This is a genomic window from Cryobacterium sp. Hh7 (genome assembly GCF_004403155.1).
In the GTDB taxonomy this organism is placed as follows: Bacteria; Actinomycetota; Actinomycetes; order Actinomycetales; family Microbacteriaceae; genus Cryobacterium; species Cryobacterium levicorallinum.
In genome coordinates, this window is sequence record NZ_SOHG01000044.1 from 1 (window position 1) to 20,230 (window position 20,230).

Here is a 20,230-nt window from a genome sequence, read left to right on the forward strand (position 1 = left end):
TGGGTAAATTTTCTCCGCGATGCGGTCATGCTGATCTCTACTTTCAGTAACGCCCCATTTTAAGAGGGCCCACTGTCCGAGATATCCGCAGCAGCTCAGTGGTGTGGACTTCTCGCGCGTCCGCCGACAACGACTGGCTCTCGGTCGTGTGGTCTCCGGAGCTGGGGATCTTCTGCGCGGTTAGCGACACTGGTGCGGGTAGCGCTGTCATGACTTCCACTAAAGCTCCGACCGCCGCATACTACGTTTGGCCCGACGGCTCAACACAGTGGGGCGGCCCAGCAATCACCACTGCCGAAACCGCCATCAAGCATTTGATCGGTGTGAACTTCACCCGGTTGGGCAGACCGGTAACCATCGGGGCTGACCAAGGGCGCGGCGGTAACGCAGTAGCGGCGGGGATGCTCCCACAGGTCCGGTTCGGATCACTCGACATGAACCTGCAAGCACTCATCGAATGGTCCGGGCTCAGGGTCACACTCCGGCAAGACCCGACACTGCCAACGATTCATGTGGAAGTTTCCGTGCCAACGGTGTGGCCGCAAAAGTTGACTGTCGAATCGGGCATTGTCATCGACGGCACATGGTCAACCGACGATCCCGAAGCTACCCGAATCATCGTGGGCGGGCCGGGGCAAGAAACGGAGCGCGCGTTCTGGGGCGTCAATGACACGACCGGTCTGGAGGCCGAATACGGCGACATCATCGAAGTGTTTCGGGATGCGACCGGTGCAACCCTCACCTGGCCCGAAGTGATCCCTGACGCGCAACAGATCGCGGACAGGTATTTGCTCCGCCCCGAAGTGTCCGCCGCTGACAAAACCATTTTCACTAACTATCTGAATGCGGCTGGTGCGAAGTCTTTGGGAGAGGGTGGCCTGATGTCGGGGGTTTCCCTGGAGCTGTCCGAGACCGAGGTGTTCCATTTCGGTGGGGCTGACGGAATCCAGCTGGGCGACACGATCACCGTCACCTCTCAAGGGCTGACGTTCACTGACCGGATCACCGAAGCAACCCTCAGCTGGGATGCAACGGATGGACTAGTGGTGACTCCGCGTGTCGGGCAGAAAACAGATGACCCCGACCGGCAGATGGCGGAAGCTGTTGCCGCTCTGGCACGTGCACAAATCCGGCTGTCTACAAGCAAGTAGCACCGAGCTCTACTAACTCTCTGAAAGCCGCCCGTTGTGGCGGTCAATTGGTATGCCCAGAAAGGCAAATAATGGCCCTCACAAATAGTGGTTTCGACGGAACTGTCACAGAGTTGGCGTGGGCGAATATGTCCGCGCTGACCGATGTGGATGCGGTGGAGTCTTCTGCGGCATGGGCGCTCACTCAGGGCACAGGGCGGCAGGTTTCCACTGCCGCCCAGTCCGGGTATGCGTTCGCGAAAGGTGTGCTGTCCGAGGGCATCGAGCCAATCCTCACAAGCCTGGCAACGCCGGTGAACGGCCAATGGTTTCTGATGGCCCGTCATCTTGACTGGTCAGTGTCGCCCGCGAACGCCGTAACCATTGTCGCGATTGCACACTCCACAACGACAACGACGGTTCCGACTGCACCGCCCAGCACCTACCCGACGCTCGATAACAGTCCGGGCGTGGTTTATGACCAGAAGCTCGGTTGGGCGTGGGTGCGATCCACGGATACTACGGTGACCCTGTTCGATCTGCGCATCCTGCCGCCATCAGCCACAGATTTGCAGGCGTATAAGTGGGTGGACTCTGCGCAACGTAACGCACAAACGGGCATGCGGAACGGTGACACCGGGTATCAGTCTGACAACAAAACGACTTTCAGGTACGACTCGGCAACGTGGTACGTGTGGGAGCGAGGACGCACCGCCTATACGCCAACCTTGGCAGAAATGAGCTTGGGCTCAGGTGCCATTGAGGCTTACTACTCGATCAGTTCAGGCTTCATCATCACACTAGAAATTGCGATAACTTGGGGCGCAAACACCAGCATGTCCGGCCCCGACTTCCGCATTGGTGCTCCGGGTGCACTCACCTCCACCAATGTGTCATTTGCTGCACCGCTAGCATCGCATGTTGTTTTCCGTGACGTTTCCGCCAACGCCAGCTGGCATGGTGCAGCAGACGCCTACGCGAACATGCTTCGCCCACGAGTGTTCACCCTGTCAGGCAGCGGAGTCACGGACAATGGTCCGACCGGTCAGCCCATGATGTCTTTTGCAACCGGAGACTTCATTGCCGTTTCTGCTGTAGCGCATCTTGCTGGGCCTCTCACCGCATGAAGATTGCAGATTTTCTCAACGAAAACGAAACAACCATCTCTGACGGATGGCTGTATGAGCGCATCCGCCTCTGGCGTGACGCCCAACTTGCCCTCTCAGACTGGACACAGGTACTCGACGCGCAGGTAGACCAAGCCGCATGGGCGGCATACCGTGTGCTTCTCCGTGACCTGCCTGCATCGGCGGCAACACCGCAGCAACTCGTGTTCCCCGTAGCACCGTAGTCACCACCCAGCGGGAGCCCTGTGTGAGGGCTCCCGCTTTCGCATACCCGAAAGGAATCATGCCGTCAATAATCCTTGCCGCGCACGGCGGCATTACCACCCACCACCAGCAAGACATCGGCCGAGGGTTCCTGCACAACGGAATCGACCAAGGGCACTCGAACGGTACCGACTACGACCTGCAGATCATGGCTCCGGCTGACGGTGTGATCGTCTCCACCGGCAGACAGGGCAGCTATGGTAACCGGCTCGTCATCCGGCACAGCTTCGGCAGGTCACTGCTCGCCCACCACGCGGCGCAACTGGTCAATGTCGGGGATCAGGTCACCCAGGGGCAGATCGTTGCTGTCATGGGCAACAGCGGCACCAAGTACGTCCACTCCCATCAGGAGCTGTGGACCACGAACGGCGTGCAACTCGACCCGCTCGAACATCTCGGCGCCTCTGCTGCATCCCTCGTACCCGTCACCCTCACCGCTCTACCTCTCATTGGAGAAACCATGAACCTCTTCCACCTCGTCACCACTGGCGGCGATCAGGCCTACATCTTCCAGGGTGTCGCATCGCAGCAGATCATCAGCAGCGCGTACCTTGCCGCACTCGAAAAGGGCTACGGCGTCAAAGCAGTACAGGTCAACGAGTACGACTGGGACGCCATCACCCAGACGCACAACGCGGATGTGAAGGCAATCGCGGGGACGTGTGGCGGGACTGCCCAGCCAACACTGACCGCGGCGCAGATCGTCAGTGAACTCGCCAAGCGGCTCGCCGACTAATGCCCTGCCGTCACGATCCACACTCCACCTGCCCGTGCGGTCCTGGCTGCGCATCCTGCCGCCATGCCTGAGTGGCTACCGACCGCCATCATCGCCGTCATCGCCGCATCCGGTGCATGGTTCACAGCGCGAGTCATGGGCCGCACCGGATCCTATGGCCGCATCAAGGATCTGGAAGAGCGCGTCGATCTGGTCGAGCGCCGAAACCAGATCCTGTGGAACTACAACCGGCAGTTGATCGACCACATCTACCAAGGCACACCACCACCCCCACCCGTAATGCCTGAGGGCATCATCTAAGGAGCAACCATGACCGACACCACCCCCACCAAATATTCCCGCGCATTCTGGACCGACCTCGGCGACCGTGCCGTGTCGACCGCTGCGCAGACTCTCGGCGCCACCCTCGCAGCTGGCGGTCTCGGGCTGCTTGAGATTGACGTGCAAGCGGTCCTGTCGATTGCCGGACTTGCCACGCTGCTCGCCGTGCTCAAGGCGTTCGGCGTGCGCGCTGGGAAGACCGCCGTGTAACCTGCACGACGACTCCTACGAGGTGGCGGGGCGTCCTGCTAAGCCGGATCGTTTGAGGCTGGCGGCGTTCAATGCCAGCACCCCCGCAGTAGATCCAGATTAACGGGTACGTGGAGCCTTAGCAACCCTGGGTCCTTGTTTGAAACGGGAGTGCGCATATCGCCGGTAGCGCCGTATCCGCATATCCAGAAAACGCCCCGCCACCTCGTGAGAGGGGCGGGGCGTTTTTGTGTTGCCCCAGTTTGGGGGACATGGCGCGAAGGGGGGCTTGAGTCGTCTAATTTGGAGGGCTTGAACACTAATGGCTGAGGCAATGGCTTGACTGCCCGGTATTTGCGACCTGTTTTAGCGCGTATCCGATGCCCCTGTATCCCTTATAAACACTAGTAAGCATAGAAAGAGCCGCCTGTCAGAATCGAACTGACGACCTTCTCATTACGAGTGAGANTCAGAATCGAACTGACGACCTTCTCATTACGAGTGAGATGCTCTACCAACTGAGCTAAGGCGGCGTTACCAGATCACCTCGAAAGGCAGTCGGTGACACAGCAGCCAAGCCTAGTCGTTTCTGCGAGTGATTCTGTACACCTCGGCGAATGAGGCGTTCACGCACTCCGAAAGCGGGGCTACATCGTCGCCCTCCGCCCAGACCCGCCAGGCATGACGGATCGCCGCGACGGCTACGAGCGTGAACAACAGGGCCCGCTGATTCCGCTCGGCCGGGTCCTCGGCTCGCTCCGGGGCATCCGCTCTGAAACGGCGCTCGATAATCTGCTGCAGCTGGTCCTCGAAGTCGCGCAGGGTCGCCATGCGCATACCGAACAGGTAGGCGTTCTCCTTCATAACTGAGCGGCGCAGCTGGTGAATCTCCCGATCGGCCTCGGTGCGCTGCAGACTCTTGGCGAGCAGCAGGGCCAGATCGGCGAGCACGTCGCTGCTCGGGCCAGCCGCGACAAAGATTTCTATATCTTCAGCGGATGCCATTCCGGGCGCGTCCCCAATTAGGGCGGCGTCTTTCGAAGGGAAATAGTTGAAAAAGGTGCGCGGCGAGATATTGGCGAGGCGGCTGATGTCCTCGACCGTGACGTGCTCAATGCCGCGCTCGCGGGACAGGGTCAGCACGGCGTGTTGGATGGCTCGCCGGGTGGCGAGGCGCTTGCGCTCACGCAGGCCCGGCTGTTCCGTTTCGATCGACATGCCCCAATTGTTCCACAGCGCTCGAACGCCCTTGAGTGGTTAGCACTGCGGGTCGGCGGCCGGCACGATTCCGTCGACGAGATAGGAGTCGACCGCATCATTCACGCAGGAATTCGACTTGTTGTAGGCGGTGTGACCTTCACCGGTGTAGGTCACCAGGGTGCCGCTGTCGAGCTGCTCGGCCAGCTGCTGCGCCCAAACGTAAGGGGTCGCCGGGTCGTTGGTGGTGCCGACGACCAGAATCGGCGCCGCGCCCGCCGCGTGGATCTCGTTGCGTTCGCCGGTGAACGTGTAGGGCCAGTTGGCGCACCCGATGTCGCCGAAGCTCATGTACGGGCCGATCACCGGGGCAGCTTCGGCGAGTTCGGCGGCCTGGGCGCGCATCGACGCCGGGTCGGCGTTGTAGGCGTAGTCGATGCAGTTGATGGCCATGAATGACTCGGTCGAGTTGTCGGAATAGTTACCGTCGGCATCCCGGCCGTTGTAGGCGTCGGCGAACTGAAAGGCGCCGTCGGCGCTGCCGTGCATGACTGTGTCGAACATGACGCTGAGCTGCGGCCACGCCGTGGCCTGATAAAGCGGATAGATGATCGCCGTGAGCAGCGCGCTCGCGCCGAGCTGACGGCCATCCGTTGCCGTGATCGGGCTCGCGTCAACCGACGCCATGAGCGCCCCGATTGTCGTCAGAGCGTTGTCAACACTGCCCCGGAACGGGCAGTCCTCCCCCGTCACGCAGTCAGCGAGGTAGGCGCGCAGCGCATTTTCAAAGCTCACCGCCTGCGTCTTGGTGACCTCGAAGTTGCTCGTCGACGGGTCGACGGCCCCGTCGAGCACGAAGCGCCCGACCTTCTCGGGAAAGAGCTCGGCATAGGTGGCGCCGAGAAAGGTGCCGTAGGAGTAGCCGAGAAAATTAAGCTCAGTATCGCCGAGGGCGGCGCGCAGCAGATCGAGGTCACGGGCAGCGCTCTGCGTGTCGACGCTGCCGAGGAGCGGACCGGTCTCGTCGGCGCAGGCCGCTGCGAAGGCGTCGGACGACGCTGCAAGCTCCGCGATCCAGGCATCCGTGCCGCGTTTCGCCTCGGTCAGCCCATACAGGTACTCGTCCATCTCGGCGGAGTCGTAGCAGGACACCGCCGAAGAACGGCCCACCCCGCGCGGGTCGAATCCGACGATATCGAAGCTCGCCTGCAGTTTTTTGTCGGTGGCGTAGTCGAGGGAATCCGCGACAAAATCGTAGCCGGAACCGCCGGGTCCGCCGGGGTTGACCAGCAGGGAACCGATGCGATCGTTCCCGGTGGCCACGTGGCGCACGAGGGCGAGCGAGATCTCCCCGGCGGCCGGATCGCCATAGGAGAGCGGGGCGGACGCCTCTGCACACTGCAGGCCGTCACCGCAGCCGTCCCACTGCAGCACCTGGCTGTAGAACGGGGCGAGGGCGCTATCAACCTGTTCGCCGGTGGGCGTGGACTCGGCCGGGCCGTCATCCGTCGCAAACCAGGCGGAGCATCCGCTCAAAATAAGCGTGAGCGCCAGTGCGGCGGCCGTGGCGCTCAGTGCGCGGATACTGCGGCTCAACGGATTTCCTCTTTCCTGAAGCGGATGCTACGGCTCACGCTACCGAAAGCGGCTGGGAGTCGCTGTTGTCGACGTCGCTGTGTCACTGGTTTCGATGTCACTGGTTTCGATGTCACTGGGGACGACGGATCGCCGACACCAGCATCGCCTCGAGCGCGAGCGCGGGCGCGACGTTGCCCTGGATACGCTGGCGGGCCACGGCGATCGCGTCCATGGTGGCGACGGTGGCCGCCGGAGCGCTGGCCGCACTCGCGGTGCGCAGTTCGGCGAGCAGCTCGAGATTGATCACCGCTTGGTCCCGGCCCAGCTGCACCATCATCACGTCACGGTAGAGCGAGGCGAGGTCGACCAGGATGCGGTCGATGCCGTCGCGCAGGCTGCGAACGGCCCGACGCTTCTGGTCGTCTTCGAGGGCCTTGATCTGGCTGCGCAGCCCCGGCGGCACCGACTGGCCGGCCTCGACCCCGAGCGAGCGCAGCATGCCGTCGCGCTCGGCGGCATCCAGCTCGAGGGTGATGGCCTTGGCGTCGTCGCCGGCGATGGCAAGCAGCCGCGCGGCAGCGTTGACGGCCGACGACACCGAACGGATGCCAAGGGCCGTGCGCAGGGTTTCCTCGCGTCTGGCCCGGGCGTCGGCAGTGGTGGCGAGCCGCTTGGCCATGCCGATGTGGCTCTGGGCGAGGCGGGCGCTGAGTTCGGCGATGACCGGGTCGACACCGTTGCGGCGCACCAGCAGGTCGGCCACGTCGGCGACGCTTGGCATGCGCAGGCGCACGGTGCGTACGCGTGAGCGGATGGTGGGGAGCAGGTCGGCCTCGCTGGGCGCGCACAGAATCCACACGGTGCGTTCGGGCGGCTCTTCGAGGGCTTTCAGCAGCACGTTGGAGGTGCGCTCGACCATGCGGTCAGCGTCTTCGACCACGACGACGCGGTAGCGGCCGACCGAGGGCGAGTACTGCGAGCGGGCGACGGCTTCCTTGACGGATTCCATTTTAATGATGACGCCCTCGGTGGCGAGCACGCTGAGGTCTGGATGGGTGCGGGCCTCGACCTGGCGGGCCGCGGCGAGGTCTTCGGCGGGGGTGCCCGGGCTGAGCAGGGCTGCGGCGAAGGCGAATGCGAGGTTCGAGCGGCCGGACCCGGGTGGCCCGGTGATGAGCCAGGCGTGCGTCATCGAGTTGGACTCGGCGGAGCTGCTGCTGTCACTGGCGGAGGGCACCCGCTGCGCCGCCGCCCGGAAGATGGCGATTGCGTCGGCCTGTCCCGTTAGGTTGTCCCACACTGCCATGAGTCAAGGGTAACCCGCCCCACCGACACCGCCCGCGTGCGCGCGCTCGGGCCCGGGCCCGGAAGGGGGGCGACTGGTAGATCATGGGCCCGGTTGCGGAAGTCACGAGTTCACGACCGACTCAAGATGAGAACCCTCTCATGCTGCTCTGCGTGAGAACCTTCGTCGAGGCCCCAGACTGGAACAATGCAGACTTTCTGGAAGGTGGCGCTCGGTGCCGCGATTGTGGCCGCCCTCGGCGCCGGATCGGCGGGTGCCGTCGCGATGACGTCCGCTCTCACTATCACCGACGAACCCGGGCTGGTTCAGCGAATCGATCCCGTGAGCACCGACTCTGACTCAAGCACGACCGATGCGGATACCACGCCCAAAATCGCACCGACGCCCACGCCCACTTCGACCGCGACCGCTGATGTTCCGGTCGCCCCGCCCGTCGCTGTTCCCCCGGCCGGATCACAGACCATCGACGACGACGTTGACGAAATCGACGTCGTAGACAACGTGGACAACGCAGACAACGCAGACAACGACGTTGACGACGTTGACGACGTTGACGACGTTGACGTTGACGTTGACGACGACTGAACCCGGCGGGTCGCGTCCGCTGGAACAGGCGCCGGAGATTCTCGAGGCCGTCGCAGAGTCGCTCGGAATGACCCTGGTACGGCTGCACCGGTTCAGCATCGAAACGACCGCTCGCGGCTTCACTGCCGGGTACACGATCGAGCTGGATCCCGGCACCCAGACGACCGAGTCCCACATCGTCTACCTCGAATCGAATCCGACCAAACGTGACCGGCCCGGCGTGCTCGCCTTCCGTGACGAGCAAACCGGCGAAACCGTGGCCGCCTGGCTGTACCCGAACGATGCCGAGCTGCCGGCCCTGGCCGCGGCGGTCTACCCGGACGCCGCCCAGGTCCTGCTCGCCCGGCTCGGCCTGCACGCGAGCAGCCTCGTCGTCACCATCGCGGCCTATCGGCCAGGAAAACGCGCCGTCGTGCGTATGGTCGCTCCCGAGTTCACGGTGTATCTCAAAGTCGTTCGCCCGCCCGCCGCAGGGCCGCTTCATGCTCGCCACGTGTTCTGGGGAGCCGCCGGCGTTCCGGTACCGCGCAGCCGCGGCTGGAGCGCCGACGGATTCATCGCCCTGGAGTCCGTTCACGGTGTCGAAGCGAGCCAGGTGGTCGCGCAATTCTCGCCCGAACCTTTCCTCGACGAGCTCGATCGGCTCACAACAGAAATCGGCCTGATCGAAAGTTCCGGCCCGGCACGAGCATCGCTGTCAGCGCGCCTGCCCTGGTACGTGCAGCGGGCGGGTTCTCTGCTGCCGGCCGAATCGCCCAGGATCACCGCCCTCGGCGCTGCCATAGAACGGATGCGCGCGGCCGCGATTCCCGCCGCCCCCGTCACCGTGCACGGAGACCTGCACCTGGGGCAGATCTTTCTGAACCCCGACACTCTCGACTCCCCACGCATCTCCGGCGTGCTCGACATCGACACGGCCGGGCTCGGCGACCCGGCGGACGATGCCGCTGCACTCTACGCGCACCTGGTCGTGAGCGCCCTGCACCACGACGACCATTCCAATCCCGAAGCCGCCGAAGGCTGCCGCGTCCTGGCTGCCCGCGCCCGCAGCCGGTGGCCTCGCCGCGGCGAGCAGTTTCTCAACCGGGCGCGGTACATCGCGGCAACCCACCTGCTCGGGCACGTGTTGACCCCGGGCGCACACAGCGCGACATTGCTCGCCGCGGCCACCGAACTCGTCGTCGACCCCGCCTCAGCCTGAGACCAGCGGATGCCTTCGACCAAGATGAGAGTTCTCTCACACCGGGCTCCGAGGCTTCTCATGCTGGGGCAGGAATCTTGAAGTAACAGCAGACGAGCACAGGCTCGACCCGCCAACTACAAGGAGACACCATGAACCCCAAGATGACAGCCAAGAAGCGTTGGATTGCTATGGGCGCCGGATCCGCACTCGGCATCGGACTTCTCGCCGGCGGTGCCGTGACCGCAGCGAACGCCTTCGAGATTGAGGACCGTTCGGGAAGCTCGATCGGTGTGCAGCCGGTGAGCTCCATCTCGACGAGCACGGCGATTCCGTTCAGCACGGCGAGTGTCTCGACATTCGACGACTCGGTATCCTTCTCGAGCGATGATTCCTCCAACTCAAGCAACGACTCAAGCAACGACTCGTCGATCAGCTCAAGCAGCTCGAGCACGTCGAACACCGTAAGTGTCGCGTCGGCGGTCTCAGCCGTTTCGGTGGTTTCAGTCGTCTCGGTGGTGACCCCGGTGTCCGCACCGTCCGTCGCGAGCCCGGTGTCTGCCGCCTCGGTCGCCTCGCCGGCCAGCCCGGCATCGGTGCAGAGCCCCGCATCCGTCGACTAAGCAGAGCGTCGCGGCCCAGGTCGAACAACGAGCAGCAGAAAGCCCGGGCCCGCGCCCGGGCTTTCTGCTTTCTGCTTTCTGCTTTCTGCTTTCTGCTTTCTCGAGCGGGATTACTTGAGCCGATATCCCATGCCCCGCACCGTCTCAATGCGTTCCGGCCCGAACTTCGCCCGAAGATATCGCACGTACACGTCAACGACGTTGGAACCTGGATCGAAGTCGTAACCCCATACCCGGCTCAACAGCTGCTCACGACTGAGTACCTGGTCGGGGTGCCGCAGAAACTCTTCAGCGAGGGCAAACTCCCGGGCCGACAGTTCCACGGTGCGCTCCCCCACCGTTGCACGGCGGGTGCGCAGGTCGAGGGCGAGCTCCCCATAGGCCAGCCGCGTCGGCGAGCTCTGCTCGGCATCTCGCAGTCTTAAGCGGATGCGCGCCAGCAGCTCATCAAATTTAAACGGTTTGGCGAGATAGTCATCGGCACCACCATCGAGGCCGGCGACCATGTCGCTGGTCGTGGACCGAGCGGTCAACATGATGATCGGCAGCGGCAGCCGTTCGGCCCTGATCCGTTTCATCACCTCAAAGCCATCTATGCTCGGCAGACCAACGTCAAGCAGTAGCAGGTCGAAGGTGCCGGACTGGGCATAGCTCACGGCGTCGAGCCCGTCATCGACCACGGTCGAGGAATAGCCAGCGGCCCTCAGGCCCTTGCTCACGAACAGAGCGATTCGAGCCTCGTCCTCCGCGATGAGGATGCTGGTCATGTCGCGGCCACCACATCAACGGCGCGGCGCGGCACCAGTATGCCGAACCGGGATCCGTCGGGCGACGTCACCAGGTCGACATAGCCGCCGTGCGCCCGCGCGATAGCGTCGACGATCGGCAGCCCGAGGCCGGAACCTTCGACACCACGCCCGGAATCGACACGGCCGAACCGTTCAAAAATGCGGGCCTTGGCCTCCGTCGGAATGCCGGGGCCGTTGTCGCGGATCCAGAATTCCACCGCTTCCGCGTGTTCGGTGCTGCCTATCTCGATGGTCGTGCCGGAAGCTGAGTGTTTGGCGGCATTGTTCGCCAGCTGCAGGAACGCCTGAGTGAGCCGGGCCGGATCGACCGGCACGACAACGTGCGCGCGCTCGGCCAGGATCCAGACATGGCCGGGCAGCGCACTGACCTTGAGGTAGAACTGCTCGGTGAGGTCGCCGGCATCCGTTGGTACCCGCTGCAGATTGCCCCGCTGGGCGTTGGCGAGCGACTCGATGTCGTCGATGAGTCCGGTCATCCGGTCAAGTTCGTCAAGCGCAATTTCCCGAGCGGATGCGACATCGTCGGGATTGCGCGGATCCAGCAGCTCAAGATGGCCGCGAACGATGGTGATCGGAGTCTTGAGCTCGTGGCGCACATCCTCGAGCAGCTGTCGCTGCGCGGTCAGCGACTCGTCAAGACGCTCGAGCATGTCATTGACCGTTCCGGTGAGCTCGGAGATGTCGTCATGGCCGATCACAGGGATGCGCTCGTGCAGGTCGGTTGCGGTGATCCGCGACGCGGCGGCCTGCAACTGGCGCACCGGTCGCAGCAAGCGGCCGGCGACGAACCAGCCGACCAGCCCGATCGCCACGAGCGCCGCAGCCGCGACGGCCGCATAGATGCGAAAAGCGCTCGTCAACTCACCGAGCTCGGCGTCCAGATCAAAGGCGGTGACGAAGATTCCCGCTTCCCCGCTGCCCTCCACGGTCACCGGCGCGGCGATATACCGGAGGTTGCCGAGTTCGGAGACGGCAGTGCCGCGCACGACATTGACACCGGCCACTTCATCGAGAATGCGCAGGACGAACCCGGCATCATCCTCCAGGTGGAAAGACAACTCGGTGCCGGGGATCAGCGCCGGGATGCCGTCGATGATTCCGAGGGTGCTCTCGTTGGGGCTCGGAACGAGTCGGGCCATGACCGCTTGCAACGCCTCCCGGGTGGACGGGTAGCTCGCGCCGGACGCCTCCGGCAATGCCTCGACCTCGTTGAGGTTGGTGGTCGGCACGCCGGTGACGATGAAGCGCACGCTCTCGACGCTCGTCGCGAGGCGAGCGTCGATGTCGTGCAGGGCGCGGTCGCGTTGCACGAGGTAGGCCGTGCCGCCCGCGACGGCCAGGCCGAGGCCGGCGACGACCAGAATGGCGGTGAGGATGCGCACCCGCACCGACCAGCCGGATCGCACAGCGGACGAGGCAGTCGAGGTCATAGCTTCAGTATCCCTTAGAGAGTTACCACCCCGCCCACGTTCGGGGCCCGGGCGCCGACCGTGGGCCCAGTTATAAACCGGACCCGGGTTCCGGGCGCCGAACGCTAAAGGAGGGTGGAAACTCGAGCTCGGATGATGGCGGCGACCTCGGCGGCGGGGGCCGCAGCATCCACTACCAGAAACCGGGCGGGCTCGGCAGCGGCCAGCTCGAGAAAAGCGGCGCGCACGCGGGCGTGAAAGTCGTTCTTCTCGGCCTCGAGCCGGTCGAAGACCTTGTCGTCGGCTTCGAGGCGGGCCCGGGCGGCGCGCGAGTCGAGGTCGAGCAGCACGGTCAGATCGGGCAGAAGCCCCTCGGCGGCCCAGAGCGACAGGTCCCGCACCTCGGTGGCGCCGAGCACCCGGCCCGCTCCCTGGTAGGCGACCGAGGAATCGAGGTAGCGGTCCTGCACGATGACATCGCCGCGGGCGAGCGCCGGCCGCAGCTTCGTACCGACGTGCTGGGCCCGGTCTGCGGCGTAGAGCAGGGCTTCGGCGCGCGGATCCACCTCCCCGCGGTGGTGCAGTACGATCTCGCGAATCGCGACCCCGACATCCGTTCCGCCGGGCTCGCGGGTGCGCACGACGGTGCGACCCCGCTCCTCAAGCCAGTTGGTGAGCAGGAGCGCCTGCGTGGTCTTGCCTGATCCATCGCCGCCTTCCAGGGTGATGAAGAGGCCGGTCACGGCGCAATCGTGGTGATCGAGGCCGCGTCAGCGGCAGAGCTGGCCGACTTCTTCACTGGCGCTTTCCTGGCGGCGGGCTTCTTGACCGCGGCCTTCTTGACCGCGGCTTTCTTGACCGGAGCCACTGGTGTGCCGGCCAACGCTGCTTTGGCCGCCGCGTTCGCGGCACGGGTCGCAGCAGCCTTCTTGGCGGTGGCAGCCTTCGCTGCTGCCGTCGGCGCCTTCTTCACGGCCGGCTTCTTGACGGCGGCCTTCTTGGCCGGCGCCTTCTTGCGGGGAGCCGCCGGACCCTTGGCCCGCTTGTCAGCGAGCAGCTGCACGGCCCGCTCGAAGTCGATCTCCTCGATGTCCTCCGATTTGGGAATCGTCGCGTTGGTGACCCCGTCGGTCACATACGCGCCGAACCGGCCGTCCTTGATCTTGATCGCCTTACCGCTTTCGGGGTCGGGCGCTTCGAATTCCTTCAGGGCGCTCGAGGCACGGCGGGCGCCATACTTCGGCTGGGCGTAGAGCTCGATCGCACCGGGCAGGTCGATGTCGAAGATCTGGTCTTCGCTCGTGAGCGACCGGGTGTCGATGCCCTTCTTCAGGTACGGCCCGAACTTGCCGTTCTGGGCCAGGATCTCGGTGCCGGTCTCCGGGTCGAGCCCCACCATGCGCGGCAGGGCGAGCAGGCGCAGCGCGGTTTCCAGGTCGACGGTGGCCAGATCCATCGATTTGAAAATGGATGCTGTGCGCGGCTTGTCAGCAGCGGCCACCTTCTTGACGGCCGGCTTGCGCTTCGGCTTCGTCACCGTGACCTCGCCGGTGGCGGGGTCGATCGTTTCCACGGGAACAGCCACGACGACCGGAACAACCGGCTCGTCCGGAGCTGGCGCAAGCTCGGTGACATACGGGCCGAAGCGGCCGTCCTTGGCGACGATCTCCTTGCCGTTCTCCGGGTTGAGTCCGATCACACGGTCGGTGACGACCGGGGCGTCGATGAGTTCGCGGGCCTTCGTCGCGGTCAATTCGTCGGGAGCGAGTTCCGGCGGAATGTTCACCCGGCGGGGCGGGGCATCCGCTGCAGCGTCGGGGTCGATGACCTCGAGGTAGGGGCCGTACTTGCCGATGCGCAGGGTGATGTCATCGCTGATGGTGACCGAGTTGATCACCCGCGGGTCGATCTCACCGAGGTTGTCGATGACCTGGCGCAGGCCGCGATGCTTATCGCTGCCGAAGTAGAAGCTGTTGAGCCAGTCCAGACGGTTGGCTTCGCCGCCGGCGATGCGGTCGAGGTCGTCCTCCATCTCGGCGGTGAAGTCGTATTCGACCAGGTCTCCGAAGAATTCTTCGAGCAGGCGCACGACCGAGAAGGCGATCCAATTGGGAACGAGCGACTGGCCGCGCGGCGTGACGTAGCCACGCTCGGTGATGGTGGAGATGATCGAGGCGAAGGTCGACGGCCGGCCGATGCCGAGCTCTTCGAGCTTCTTAACCAGGCTGGCCTCGGTGTAGCGGGCGGCCGGGGTGGTCTCGTGGCCCTTGGCCTCGAGGCCCTGCAGGGCCAGCTTCTGGCCCTCTTCGAGTGGCGGCAGCTTGGACTCGGTCGCATCCGTCGACGCGTTGCGCTCTTCGTCCTTGGACTCTTCGTAGGCGAGCATGAAGCCGCGGAAGGTGATGACGGTTCCGCTGGCCGAGAACTCGGCGAGCGCGCCCGAGGCGGCGGGGTGCTCCGACGTGCCGGTCGGGCCGGCGGCGATGGTCACCGAGGCGGTCAAACCGGTGGCGTCCTTCATCTGCGAGGCGACGGTGCGCTTCCAGATGAGGTCATAGAGCTTGAAGTCGTTGCCACGCAGGCTCGACGCGAGCGAGGTCGGGGTGCGGAAGGTATCGCCGGAGGGGCGAATCGCCTCGTGCGCTTCCTGCGCATTCTTGCTCTTGCCCTTGTAGGCGCGCGGGGCATCCGGAACCGTTTCAGCACCGTAGAGCGCGGCCGCCTGGGTGCGGGCAGCGGTGAGAGCCTGCTGCCCGAGCGACGGCGAGTCGGTACGCATATAGGTGATGTACCCGTTTTCGTACAGCGACTGCGCCACGCTCATGGTCTGCCGGGCGGTGAAGCGCAGCTTGCGCGCCGCTTCCTGCTGCAGGGTCGAGGTCGTGAACGGTGCGGCGGGGCTGCGACGGTACGGCTTGGAAGTGACCTTGGTGACCTCGAGCTTGACGCCCGGGCTCTTCAGAGCGATCGTCAGTGCCTGAGCAGCGGACGCGTCGAGGGTGACGGCCTTCACGGTCGGCTTGAGCGCACCCGAATCGTCGAAGTCGCCGCCGGTGGCGATGCGCTCACCGTTCAGACGCACGAGCTTCGCGTCAAAGGCCTGGTCTGTTTCTGAAGCGGATGCCCCCAGTCGCGCCAGCAGATCCCAGTAGCCGGCCGAGACGAACGCGAGGCGCTCCTTCTCCCGGTCGACGACGAGGCGGGTCGCGGCGCTCTGCACGCGGCCAGCGGAGAGGCCCGGGCCGACCTTGCGCCAGAGCACCGGGGAGATCTCGTAGCCGTAGATGCGGTCGAGGATGCGCCGGGTTTCCTGCGCGTCGACGAGGGCGGTATCGAGGTCGCGAGTATTGTCCTTGGCAGCGAGGATGGCGTCTTTGGTGATCTCGTGGAACACCATGCGCTTGACCGGAACCTTGGGCTGCAGCACCTGCAGCAGGTGCCAGGCAATGGCCTCGCCTTCGCGGTCCTCATCAGTTGCGAGCAAGAGTTCGTTCGCATTCTTGAGGGCACGCTTGAGTTCGCTGACGGTCTTCTTCTTGGCGTCGGAGACCACGTAGTACGGTTCGAAACCGTTTTCCACATCCACCGAGAATCGGCCGAGCGCACCCTTCTTAAGTTCCGGCGGCAGGTTTTTCGGCTCGATCAAGTCGCGAATATGACCGACCGAAGACAAAACTTCATAGCCGTCGCCGAGATACGCGGCGATCGACTTCATCTTGGTCGGTGATTCAACAATGACCAGCTTCTTAGTGCCTGGCACCAGACTCCTCTTTATAGGTAGTGGCCAAATGATGGGCCAAGGCACACCATACACACTGGAATGGAGTGCCCGCCTAATCGACGGGTGCCGGTCGGCGCGTCCCGCTGGCATACACGCCACTCCCAGCGACCATCCAGTTCGCTCTGGGCGTGCCGCGTGTCGGCTCGATACCCTTGCCGTTTGTAAGCCAGAGTGCAGAATAGACCCATGGGTACAATGACGGCCACATACACCGCGATGTTGACGGATGGCCCCCTCCAGGGCAAGACAATCACGACGACCTTCCTCGATTCAGGCGATCCGCAACCGCGCATTGAGATTCCGGCCGACGCTGGCAAACGATACCTCTATGCGCGTGGTGCCGGCCGGGAGTTCGAGGGCTCCGACTCCGGTCGTCCTACGGCGGTCGAGTACCGGTACCTCGAGGTTCTGCTCTCTTAGGTGGGGTCGCCTTCGGGCGGCTGAGTTTCAGGCGGCTGAGTTTCAGGCGGCTGAGTTTCAGGCGGTGCAGCCTCCGGCAGTGCAGCCTCCGGCAGTGCAGACTCCGGCGGCGGCCCGGCCCGTGCGCTCGCCGAGAGCTCGATGCCCAGAACCGTGCGACTCACCGAAACGGATGCGAGCAGCCCGGTCACCGCGCAGCGGGTTACGGCCACCTCGTTGAGTGCGGCGACGGCATCCGCCGCTGGGCAGGGATAGCCCGCGATTGCCCCGGATGCGGTGTCGGCCGCAGCGAGCGCGGCCGCGTCAGCGGCATTCGCGACGGACCGGCCGACCGCGAGCAGCGCGAGGGTGGACACAACGAGGGTCGTCAGCAGCACGGTGGCACCGAGCACCGCGATCGCGAGGATCGAGCCTGCCCCCCGCTCGGACCCGCCCCGCCGCCCGCCCGCGCTCACTGGCCACCGGCGAGGGCGCAGGAACGCGCTTCGAGGGTGAGCTCCGCGAACAGACCAGATCCGGTCGCGGTGACTCGGGCGCAGACGAATTCGCCGCGTCGTTCCGCCGCCAGGCCGGCTCCCGACACTGCACCGGCGACGAGCGCCGCTGCGCGGGCCACACTGTCGCCGCGGGACAGGACCCGCGCCGCGGTGGCGGCGGCATCCGTCAACCGCACCTGCACCCCGACGACCTGCACTGCGCCCAGGCAGCAGGCCAGCACGAGCACAACGGCCGGCAGCGCGGTGGCGAACTCGGCCGTGATACTGCCCCGATTCGCCTGACCGTTCATCCTTGACCGGTTGGCCCAATTTTCCCGACTCGCCCGACTGGACCGGCTCGGCCAGGCCTGCCTCCAATGCGCTCGCCCTCGACTACCCGAGGCTGAGTGCACGGCGCACCAGGTCGGTGAGCATCCCACGCACCTCGTCGCTGCGCAGAATGACGATGAGCAATCCGGCGAAGCCAACCGCGGCCATCGTGGCAACCACGTATTCGGCGGTGGCAGCTCCGGCCTCGTCGGCCAGCCGTCGCAGGGCACTTCGTGCAGGCAGCACAGTGTTAGCCGCTGATTCCTCCGGCACCGTTTCGGCCAGCACCACGTCGGCAGACACCACCGCGACAGGCACCGCTTTTTCCACTAACCCGATCTTTGTATACACAGGCTCGTCTCCTTCTGGCGTCTGTCGACGCGGGTTGGGCGGCACGAGCACATTCACTCTGCTCCGATCTGGAAGTGGCGGCCGCACGCATCCGCTGATCTGTACACAGCCTCAGAACGTGGCGAGGGTGGAGGAGAGCACGCTGAGCAGCAGTGGCACGACGCCGACGAGCATGAACGCGGGCAGAACGCACAGGCCGAGCGGCAGCATGAGCGTCACCGAGAGGGTCCCGGCTCGACGCTGTCCCGCACTTCGGGCATCCCGTCGCACTTGTTCGGCTTCGCTGCGCAACAATTCCGCTGCCGGAACCCCCGCCCGAGTCGACAGGTCAAGCACCCGCTCGATTGGATCATCCCCCGACTCCGCTCCAGACCCAATCGCATAGCGCTCAGCCGCAGCGTGCACGAACGCCCGGGAACGATCGATCGACCCGCCCCCGGACATGGCAATGGCCATGAGTTCGAGTCGCAAACCGGGAGTCAGCTCGGTCGGCGCCGCTCGGTGTACCAGCGCGCGGCTCCAACCCGCAGCGGCGGCCATGAGCACACCGCCGCCGGCCAGGCAGAGCAGCCCGGGCACGGTCGCGAACAGCGTGTGCACCGAGTCGAAGCCCATCAGGCTGCCAAAGAGGATGCCGATCACCGGCAGCACCATGACCAATCGTGCCGTCGCCCGCGGGGCGGCCAGCGCGACCTCGAGGTCGCGCTGCACCTGCGCCAGGTCACGCAGTGACGCGGCGAGTTCCCGCAGGCAACCGGCCAGTGGTGCCCCGGCCTGGGTGGCGACCTGCCAGGCCGCAGCGAGTCCCCGCCAGGCGGATTCGGTCTCGCCGCGTGCCTGCCCGGCGATCGCATCGGCCACGCTGTCGCCACGGGCCGCAGCCCGAGCGGCAGCCCGCAGAATGCCCGTGGTCGCAGTCTCCGCGCCGCCCGCCGCGGGCGATTCGGCGCGTGGCACGGTACGACTCGTTGCCGCCGGCAGGCCACCCGAGGGCGGTAACAAATAGCCCCAGGCCGAGACCGGAGAAACGCCGGCCGAGAGCAGCACGGCCAGCCGTTGGGTGACCGCCGCGACCTCCTCGATCGGCGGCACCGATTCACCGTGCCGCAAGAGCGGATCCTCCCCTCGCGACCGTGTGCAGAGGCACATCGCACCACGCGATCGCTACCCTTGGCCGCATCACAGGGCCTCGATCGCCAGGCGGTCCCGACCATTGAGCGTGAACCGGCCGACCGCCTCCAGCCGCCGCACCCCCTCGGTACGTTCCAGGTGCAGCACAAGCCCGATCGCGCTCACCGTTTGGCGGGCTACGGCCGCCGCACTCATGCCGGCGAGCGCCCCGAGGGCTTCCAGACGGGCCGGTACATCGTCGAGGGAATTCGCGTGCAGGGTGCCAGCTCCCCCATCGTGCCCGGTGTTCAGCGCCGCGAGCAGCTCCCGAATCTCGGATCCGCGGCACTCGCCCAGAACGAGCCGATCCGGCCGCATGCGCAGAGCTTCACGCAGCAGGGCCTCGAGGCCGATGCGTCCGGCGCCCTCCAGATTGGCTTGCCTGGCCTCGAGCGCGACCACGTGCGGATGCAGGATGCGCAGCTCGGCCACGTCTTCGATCGCGACGATGCGCTCGTCGGCCGGTGCCTCGCCGAGCAGCGCGGCCAGCAGGGTGGTCTTTCCGCTGCCGGCCGCGCCGGTGATGAGCAGGTTCTGCCGACCGCGCACCGCCGCACGCAGTCGGTTCAGCCGGGCAGCGGATGCCTCTCCCACGCCGAACAAGCCGGCGTCCGCGAGCGCACCGAGGCTGCGATGCGCGGCGTGCGGAAGCCGAATCGACAGGAGCGTTCCCGTGCTGGATACCGGAGGCAGTACCGCGTGCACCCGAATGCCGTCGGCCAGCCGAACGTCAACGCAGGGACTGGCCTCGTCGATGTGTCGCCCGCCGAGGGCGATCAGCCGCACGGCCAGAGCACGTACCTCCGCCTCACCGAGCTGCCAGGCCGGTGCGAAGGCGAGGCCGTGGCCGGCATCAATCCACAGCCCGGATTCCCCGTTGACGAACAGATCGGTGGTCTCAGGGTCTTCGGCGTAGCCGGCCAGCGGGCCGAGCGCCCGAAGGTCGGAACGGTTGGTCCCGGGGCGAGTCGGGCTGTAGGCCGGTTCGGCGCCGATCCTGCCGGGGATCCCGCCAGCGGCGACCGCCGACTGAACGGCGCTGTCCTGCGGCACGGTACCTACGGCATCCGTGGGCACCGTGCGATGCCGGGGAGTCGGCGCTCGCTGCGGCGCAGCGAGCGGTCGAGTGCCCGACGCGGTGCTCGGATTCGCAGGCGACGCCGCAACCGCGCCGGCGCAAGACGAACCGGCGACACCCGGAACGGCGTAAGACGGAACGGCGACGAAGGACTGGACCATGCTCCGACC

The 20,230-nt window shown here is 65.4% G+C and carries 22 protein-coding genes; 10 read left to right on the top strand and 12 right to left on the bottom strand.

Features of this window, described 5'->3' with window-relative positions; all coding sequences use genetic code 11:
• The first annotated feature begins 209 nt into the window (after nt 1–209).
• The 6 genes from E3T43_RS12810 (at nt 210) to E3T43_RS12835 (ending at nt 3,788) form a co-directional block, all read left to right on the top strand.
• Nucleotides 210–1,151 (top strand): hypothetical protein, encoded by a 942-nt coding sequence (locus E3T43_RS12810; protein WP_134472716.1) that lies wholly within the window; start codon nt 210–212, stop codon nt 1,149–1,151.
• 71 nt (nt 1,152–1,222) lie between these two features.
• Entirely contained in the window at nt 1,223–2,257 is a 1,035-nt protein-coding gene (locus E3T43_RS12815) for a hypothetical protein (RefSeq protein WP_134472717.1), read from the top strand.
• Nucleotides 2,254–2,481 (top strand): phage tail assembly chaperone, encoded by a 228-nt coding sequence (locus tag E3T43_RS12820; RefSeq protein ID WP_134472718.1) that lies wholly within the window; start codon nt 2,254–2,256, stop codon nt 2,479–2,481. The genes E3T43_RS12815 and E3T43_RS12820 overlap by 4 nt, the downstream gene beginning before the upstream one ends.
• Before the next feature lie 59 nt (nt 2,482–2,540).
• Nucleotides 2,541–3,257: a M23 family metallopeptidase gene (locus tag E3T43_RS12825; RefSeq protein WP_134472719.1), complete on the top strand. Its 717-nt coding sequence runs from the start codon at nt 2,541–2,543 to the stop codon at nt 3,255–3,257.
• A 63-nt stretch (nt 3,258–3,320) separates the two neighbouring features.
• Nucleotides 3,321–3,557 carry a hypothetical protein gene (locus E3T43_RS12830; protein WP_134472720.1) on the top strand — a complete coding sequence of 79 codons (237 nt, stop codon included), beginning with the start codon at nt 3,321–3,323 and terminating at the stop codon, nt 3,555–3,557.
• A 9-nt stretch (nt 3,558–3,566) separates the two neighbouring features.
• A complete protein-coding gene (locus E3T43_RS12835; protein ID WP_134472721.1) occupies nt 3,567–3,788 on the top strand; it encodes a holin in 222 nt (73 codons plus the stop codon).
• A gap of 558 nt (nt 3,789–4,346) precedes the next feature.
• On the opposite strand, the gene E3T43_RS12845 is transcribed toward E3T43_RS12835, so the two are convergent.
• From E3T43_RS12845 to E3T43_RS12855, 3 genes are all read right to left on the bottom strand, one after another.
• Complete coding sequence (locus E3T43_RS12845; protein ID WP_134472722.1) at nt 4,347–4,985, bottom strand: TetR/AcrR family transcriptional regulator; 639 nt, start codon at nt 4,983–4,985, stop codon at nt 4,347–4,349.
• Nucleotides 4,986–5,024: 39 nt separating this feature from the next.
• Nucleotides 5,025–6,560: an alpha/beta hydrolase gene (locus tag E3T43_RS12850; protein WP_134472723.1), complete on the bottom strand. Its 1,536-nt coding sequence runs from the start codon at nt 6,558–6,560 to the stop codon at nt 5,025–5,027.
• Nucleotides 6,561–6,672: 112 nt separating this feature from the next.
• A complete protein-coding gene (locus E3T43_RS12855) occupies nt 6,673–7,848 on the bottom strand; it encodes a DNA polymerase III subunit delta' (RefSeq protein ID WP_134472724.1) in 1,176 nt (391 codons plus the stop codon).
• Nucleotides 7,849–8,034: 186 nt separating this feature from the next.
• Between E3T43_RS12855 and E3T43_RS12860 the strand changes: the two genes are divergently transcribed.
• The 3 genes from E3T43_RS12860 (at nt 8,035) to E3T43_RS12870 (ending at nt 10,236) form a co-directional block, all read left to right on the top strand.
• The gene (locus tag E3T43_RS12860) at nt 8,035–8,433 is read left to right on the top strand and encodes a hypothetical protein (protein ID WP_134472725.1); all 399 of its coding nucleotides are present in this window, start codon (nt 8,035–8,037) and stop codon (nt 8,431–8,433) included.
• The gene (locus tag E3T43_RS12865) at nt 8,420–9,634 is read left to right on the top strand and encodes a phosphotransferase family protein (RefSeq protein WP_166791324.1); all 1,215 of its coding nucleotides are present in this window, start codon (nt 8,420–8,422) and stop codon (nt 9,632–9,634) included. The genes E3T43_RS12860 and E3T43_RS12865 overlap by 14 nt, the downstream gene beginning before the upstream one ends.
• A gap of 131 nt (nt 9,635–9,765) precedes the next feature.
• Entirely contained in the window at nt 9,766–10,236 is a 471-nt protein-coding gene (locus E3T43_RS12870; protein ID WP_134472727.1) for a hypothetical protein, read from the top strand.
• 110 nt (nt 10,237–10,346) lie between these two features.
• Here the strand turns inward: E3T43_RS12870 and E3T43_RS12875 are convergent, their stop codons facing one another.
• From E3T43_RS12875 to topA, 4 genes are all read right to left on the bottom strand, one after another.
• Nucleotides 10,347–11,003 (bottom strand): response regulator transcription factor, encoded by a 657-nt coding sequence (locus E3T43_RS12875; RefSeq protein ID WP_092449756.1) that lies wholly within the window; start codon nt 11,001–11,003, stop codon nt 10,347–10,349.
• Nucleotides 11,000–12,475: a cell wall metabolism sensor histidine kinase WalK gene (locus E3T43_RS12880; protein WP_134472728.1), complete on the bottom strand. Its 1,476-nt coding sequence runs from the start codon at nt 12,473–12,475 to the stop codon at nt 11,000–11,002. The genes E3T43_RS12875 and E3T43_RS12880 overlap by 4 nt, the downstream gene beginning before the upstream one ends.
• A gap of 104 nt (nt 12,476–12,579) precedes the next feature.
• Nucleotides 12,580–13,197: a dTMP kinase gene (gene tmk / locus E3T43_RS12885; protein WP_104133359.1), complete on the bottom strand. Its 618-nt coding sequence runs from the start codon at nt 13,195–13,197 to the stop codon at nt 12,580–12,582.
• A complete protein-coding gene (topA, locus tag E3T43_RS12890; RefSeq protein WP_134472729.1) occupies nt 13,194–16,214 on the bottom strand; it encodes a type I DNA topoisomerase in 3,021 nt (1,006 codons plus the stop codon). The genes tmk and topA overlap by 4 nt, the downstream gene beginning before the upstream one ends.
• A 207-nt stretch (nt 16,215–16,421) precedes the next feature.
• On the opposite strand from topA, the gene E3T43_RS12895 reads away from it, so the two are divergent.
• Nucleotides 16,422–16,655 (top strand): hypothetical protein, encoded by a 234-nt coding sequence (locus tag E3T43_RS12895; RefSeq protein WP_092449748.1) that lies wholly within the window; start codon nt 16,422–16,424, stop codon nt 16,653–16,655.
• On the opposite strand, the gene E3T43_RS12900 is transcribed toward E3T43_RS12895, so the two are convergent.
• From E3T43_RS12900 to E3T43_RS12920, 5 genes are all read right to left on the bottom strand, one after another.
• Nucleotides 16,652–17,110, bottom strand: coding sequence for an Rv3654c family TadE-like protein (locus E3T43_RS12900; protein ID WP_134472730.1), 459 nt, complete (start codon nt 17,108–17,110; stop codon nt 16,652–16,654). The two genes, E3T43_RS12895 and E3T43_RS12900, sit on opposite strands and share 4 nt — an antisense overlap.
• Nucleotides 17,107–17,442, bottom strand: a complete 336-nt coding sequence (locus tag E3T43_RS12905; RefSeq protein ID WP_134472731.1) for a TadE family type IV pilus minor pilin — start codon at nt 17,440–17,442, stop codon at nt 17,107–17,109. The genes E3T43_RS12900 and E3T43_RS12905 overlap by 4 nt, the downstream gene beginning before the upstream one ends.
• An 82-nt stretch (nt 17,443–17,524) precedes the next feature.
• Nucleotides 17,525–17,812, bottom strand: a complete 288-nt coding sequence (locus E3T43_RS12910) for a DUF4244 domain-containing protein (protein ID WP_241978970.1) — start codon at nt 17,810–17,812, stop codon at nt 17,525–17,527.
• Between the two features lie 111 nt (nt 17,813–17,923).
• Nucleotides 17,924–18,922: a type II secretion system F family protein gene (locus E3T43_RS12915; protein WP_241978971.1), complete on the bottom strand. Its 999-nt coding sequence runs from the start codon at nt 18,920–18,922 to the stop codon at nt 17,924–17,926.
• A gap of 69 nt (nt 18,923–18,991) precedes the next feature.
• The gene (locus E3T43_RS12920) at nt 18,992–20,221 is read right to left on the bottom strand and encodes a TadA family conjugal transfer-associated ATPase (protein WP_134472733.1); all 1,230 of its coding nucleotides are present in this window, start codon (nt 20,219–20,221) and stop codon (nt 18,992–18,994) included.
• Nucleotides 20,222–20,230: the final 9 nt, after the last annotated feature.

Coding starts and splice junctions, on each gene's coding strand:
- E3T43_RS12810 (WP_134472716.1), top strand. CDS start 210: ATGACTTCCACTAAAGCTCCGACCGCCGCATACTACGTTTGGCCCGAC.
- E3T43_RS12815 (WP_134472717.1), top strand. CDS start 1,223: ATGGCCCTCACAAATAGTGGTTTCGACGGAACTGTCACAGAGTTGGCG.
- E3T43_RS12820 (WP_134472718.1), top strand. CDS start 2,254: ATGAAGATTGCAGATTTTCTCAACGAAAACGAAACAACCATCTCTGAC.
- E3T43_RS12825 (WP_134472719.1), top strand. CDS start 2,541: ATGCCGTCAATAATCCTTGCCGCGCACGGCGGCATTACCACCCACCAC.
- E3T43_RS12830 (WP_134472720.1), top strand. CDS start 3,321: ATGCCTGAGTGGCTACCGACCGCCATCATCGCCGTCATCGCCGCATCC.
- E3T43_RS12835 (WP_134472721.1), top strand. CDS start 3,567: ATGACCGACACCACCCCCACCAAATATTCCCGCGCATTCTGGACCGAC.
- E3T43_RS12845 (WP_134472722.1), bottom strand. CDS start 4,985: ATGTCGATCGAAACGGAACAGCCGGGCCTGCGTGAGCGCAAGCGCCTC.
- E3T43_RS12855 (WP_134472724.1), bottom strand. CDS start 7,848: ATGGCAGTGTGGGACAACCTAACGGGACAGGCCGACGCAATCGCCATC.
- E3T43_RS12860 (WP_134472725.1), top strand. CDS start 8,035: ATGCAGACTTTCTGGAAGGTGGCGCTCGGTGCCGCGATTGTGGCCGCC.
- E3T43_RS12870 (WP_134472727.1), top strand. CDS start 9,766: ATGAACCCCAAGATGACAGCCAAGAAGCGTTGGATTGCTATGGGCGCC.
- E3T43_RS12875 (WP_092449756.1), bottom strand. CDS start 11,003: ATGACCAGCATCCTCATCGCGGAGGACGAGGCTCGAATCGCTCTGTTC.
- E3T43_RS12880 (WP_134472728.1), bottom strand. CDS start 12,475: ATGACCTCGACTGCCTCGTCCGCTGTGCGATCCGGCTGGTCGGTGCGG.
- E3T43_RS12895 (WP_092449748.1), top strand. CDS start 16,422: ATGGGTACAATGACGGCCACATACACCGCGATGTTGACGGATGGCCCC.
- E3T43_RS12905 (WP_134472731.1), bottom strand. CDS start 17,442: ATGAACGGTCAGGCGAATCGGGGCAGTATCACGGCCGAGTTCGCCACC.
- E3T43_RS12920 (WP_134472733.1), bottom strand. CDS start 20,221: ATGGTCCAGTCCTTCGTCGCCGTTCCGTCTTACGCCGTTCCGGGTGTC.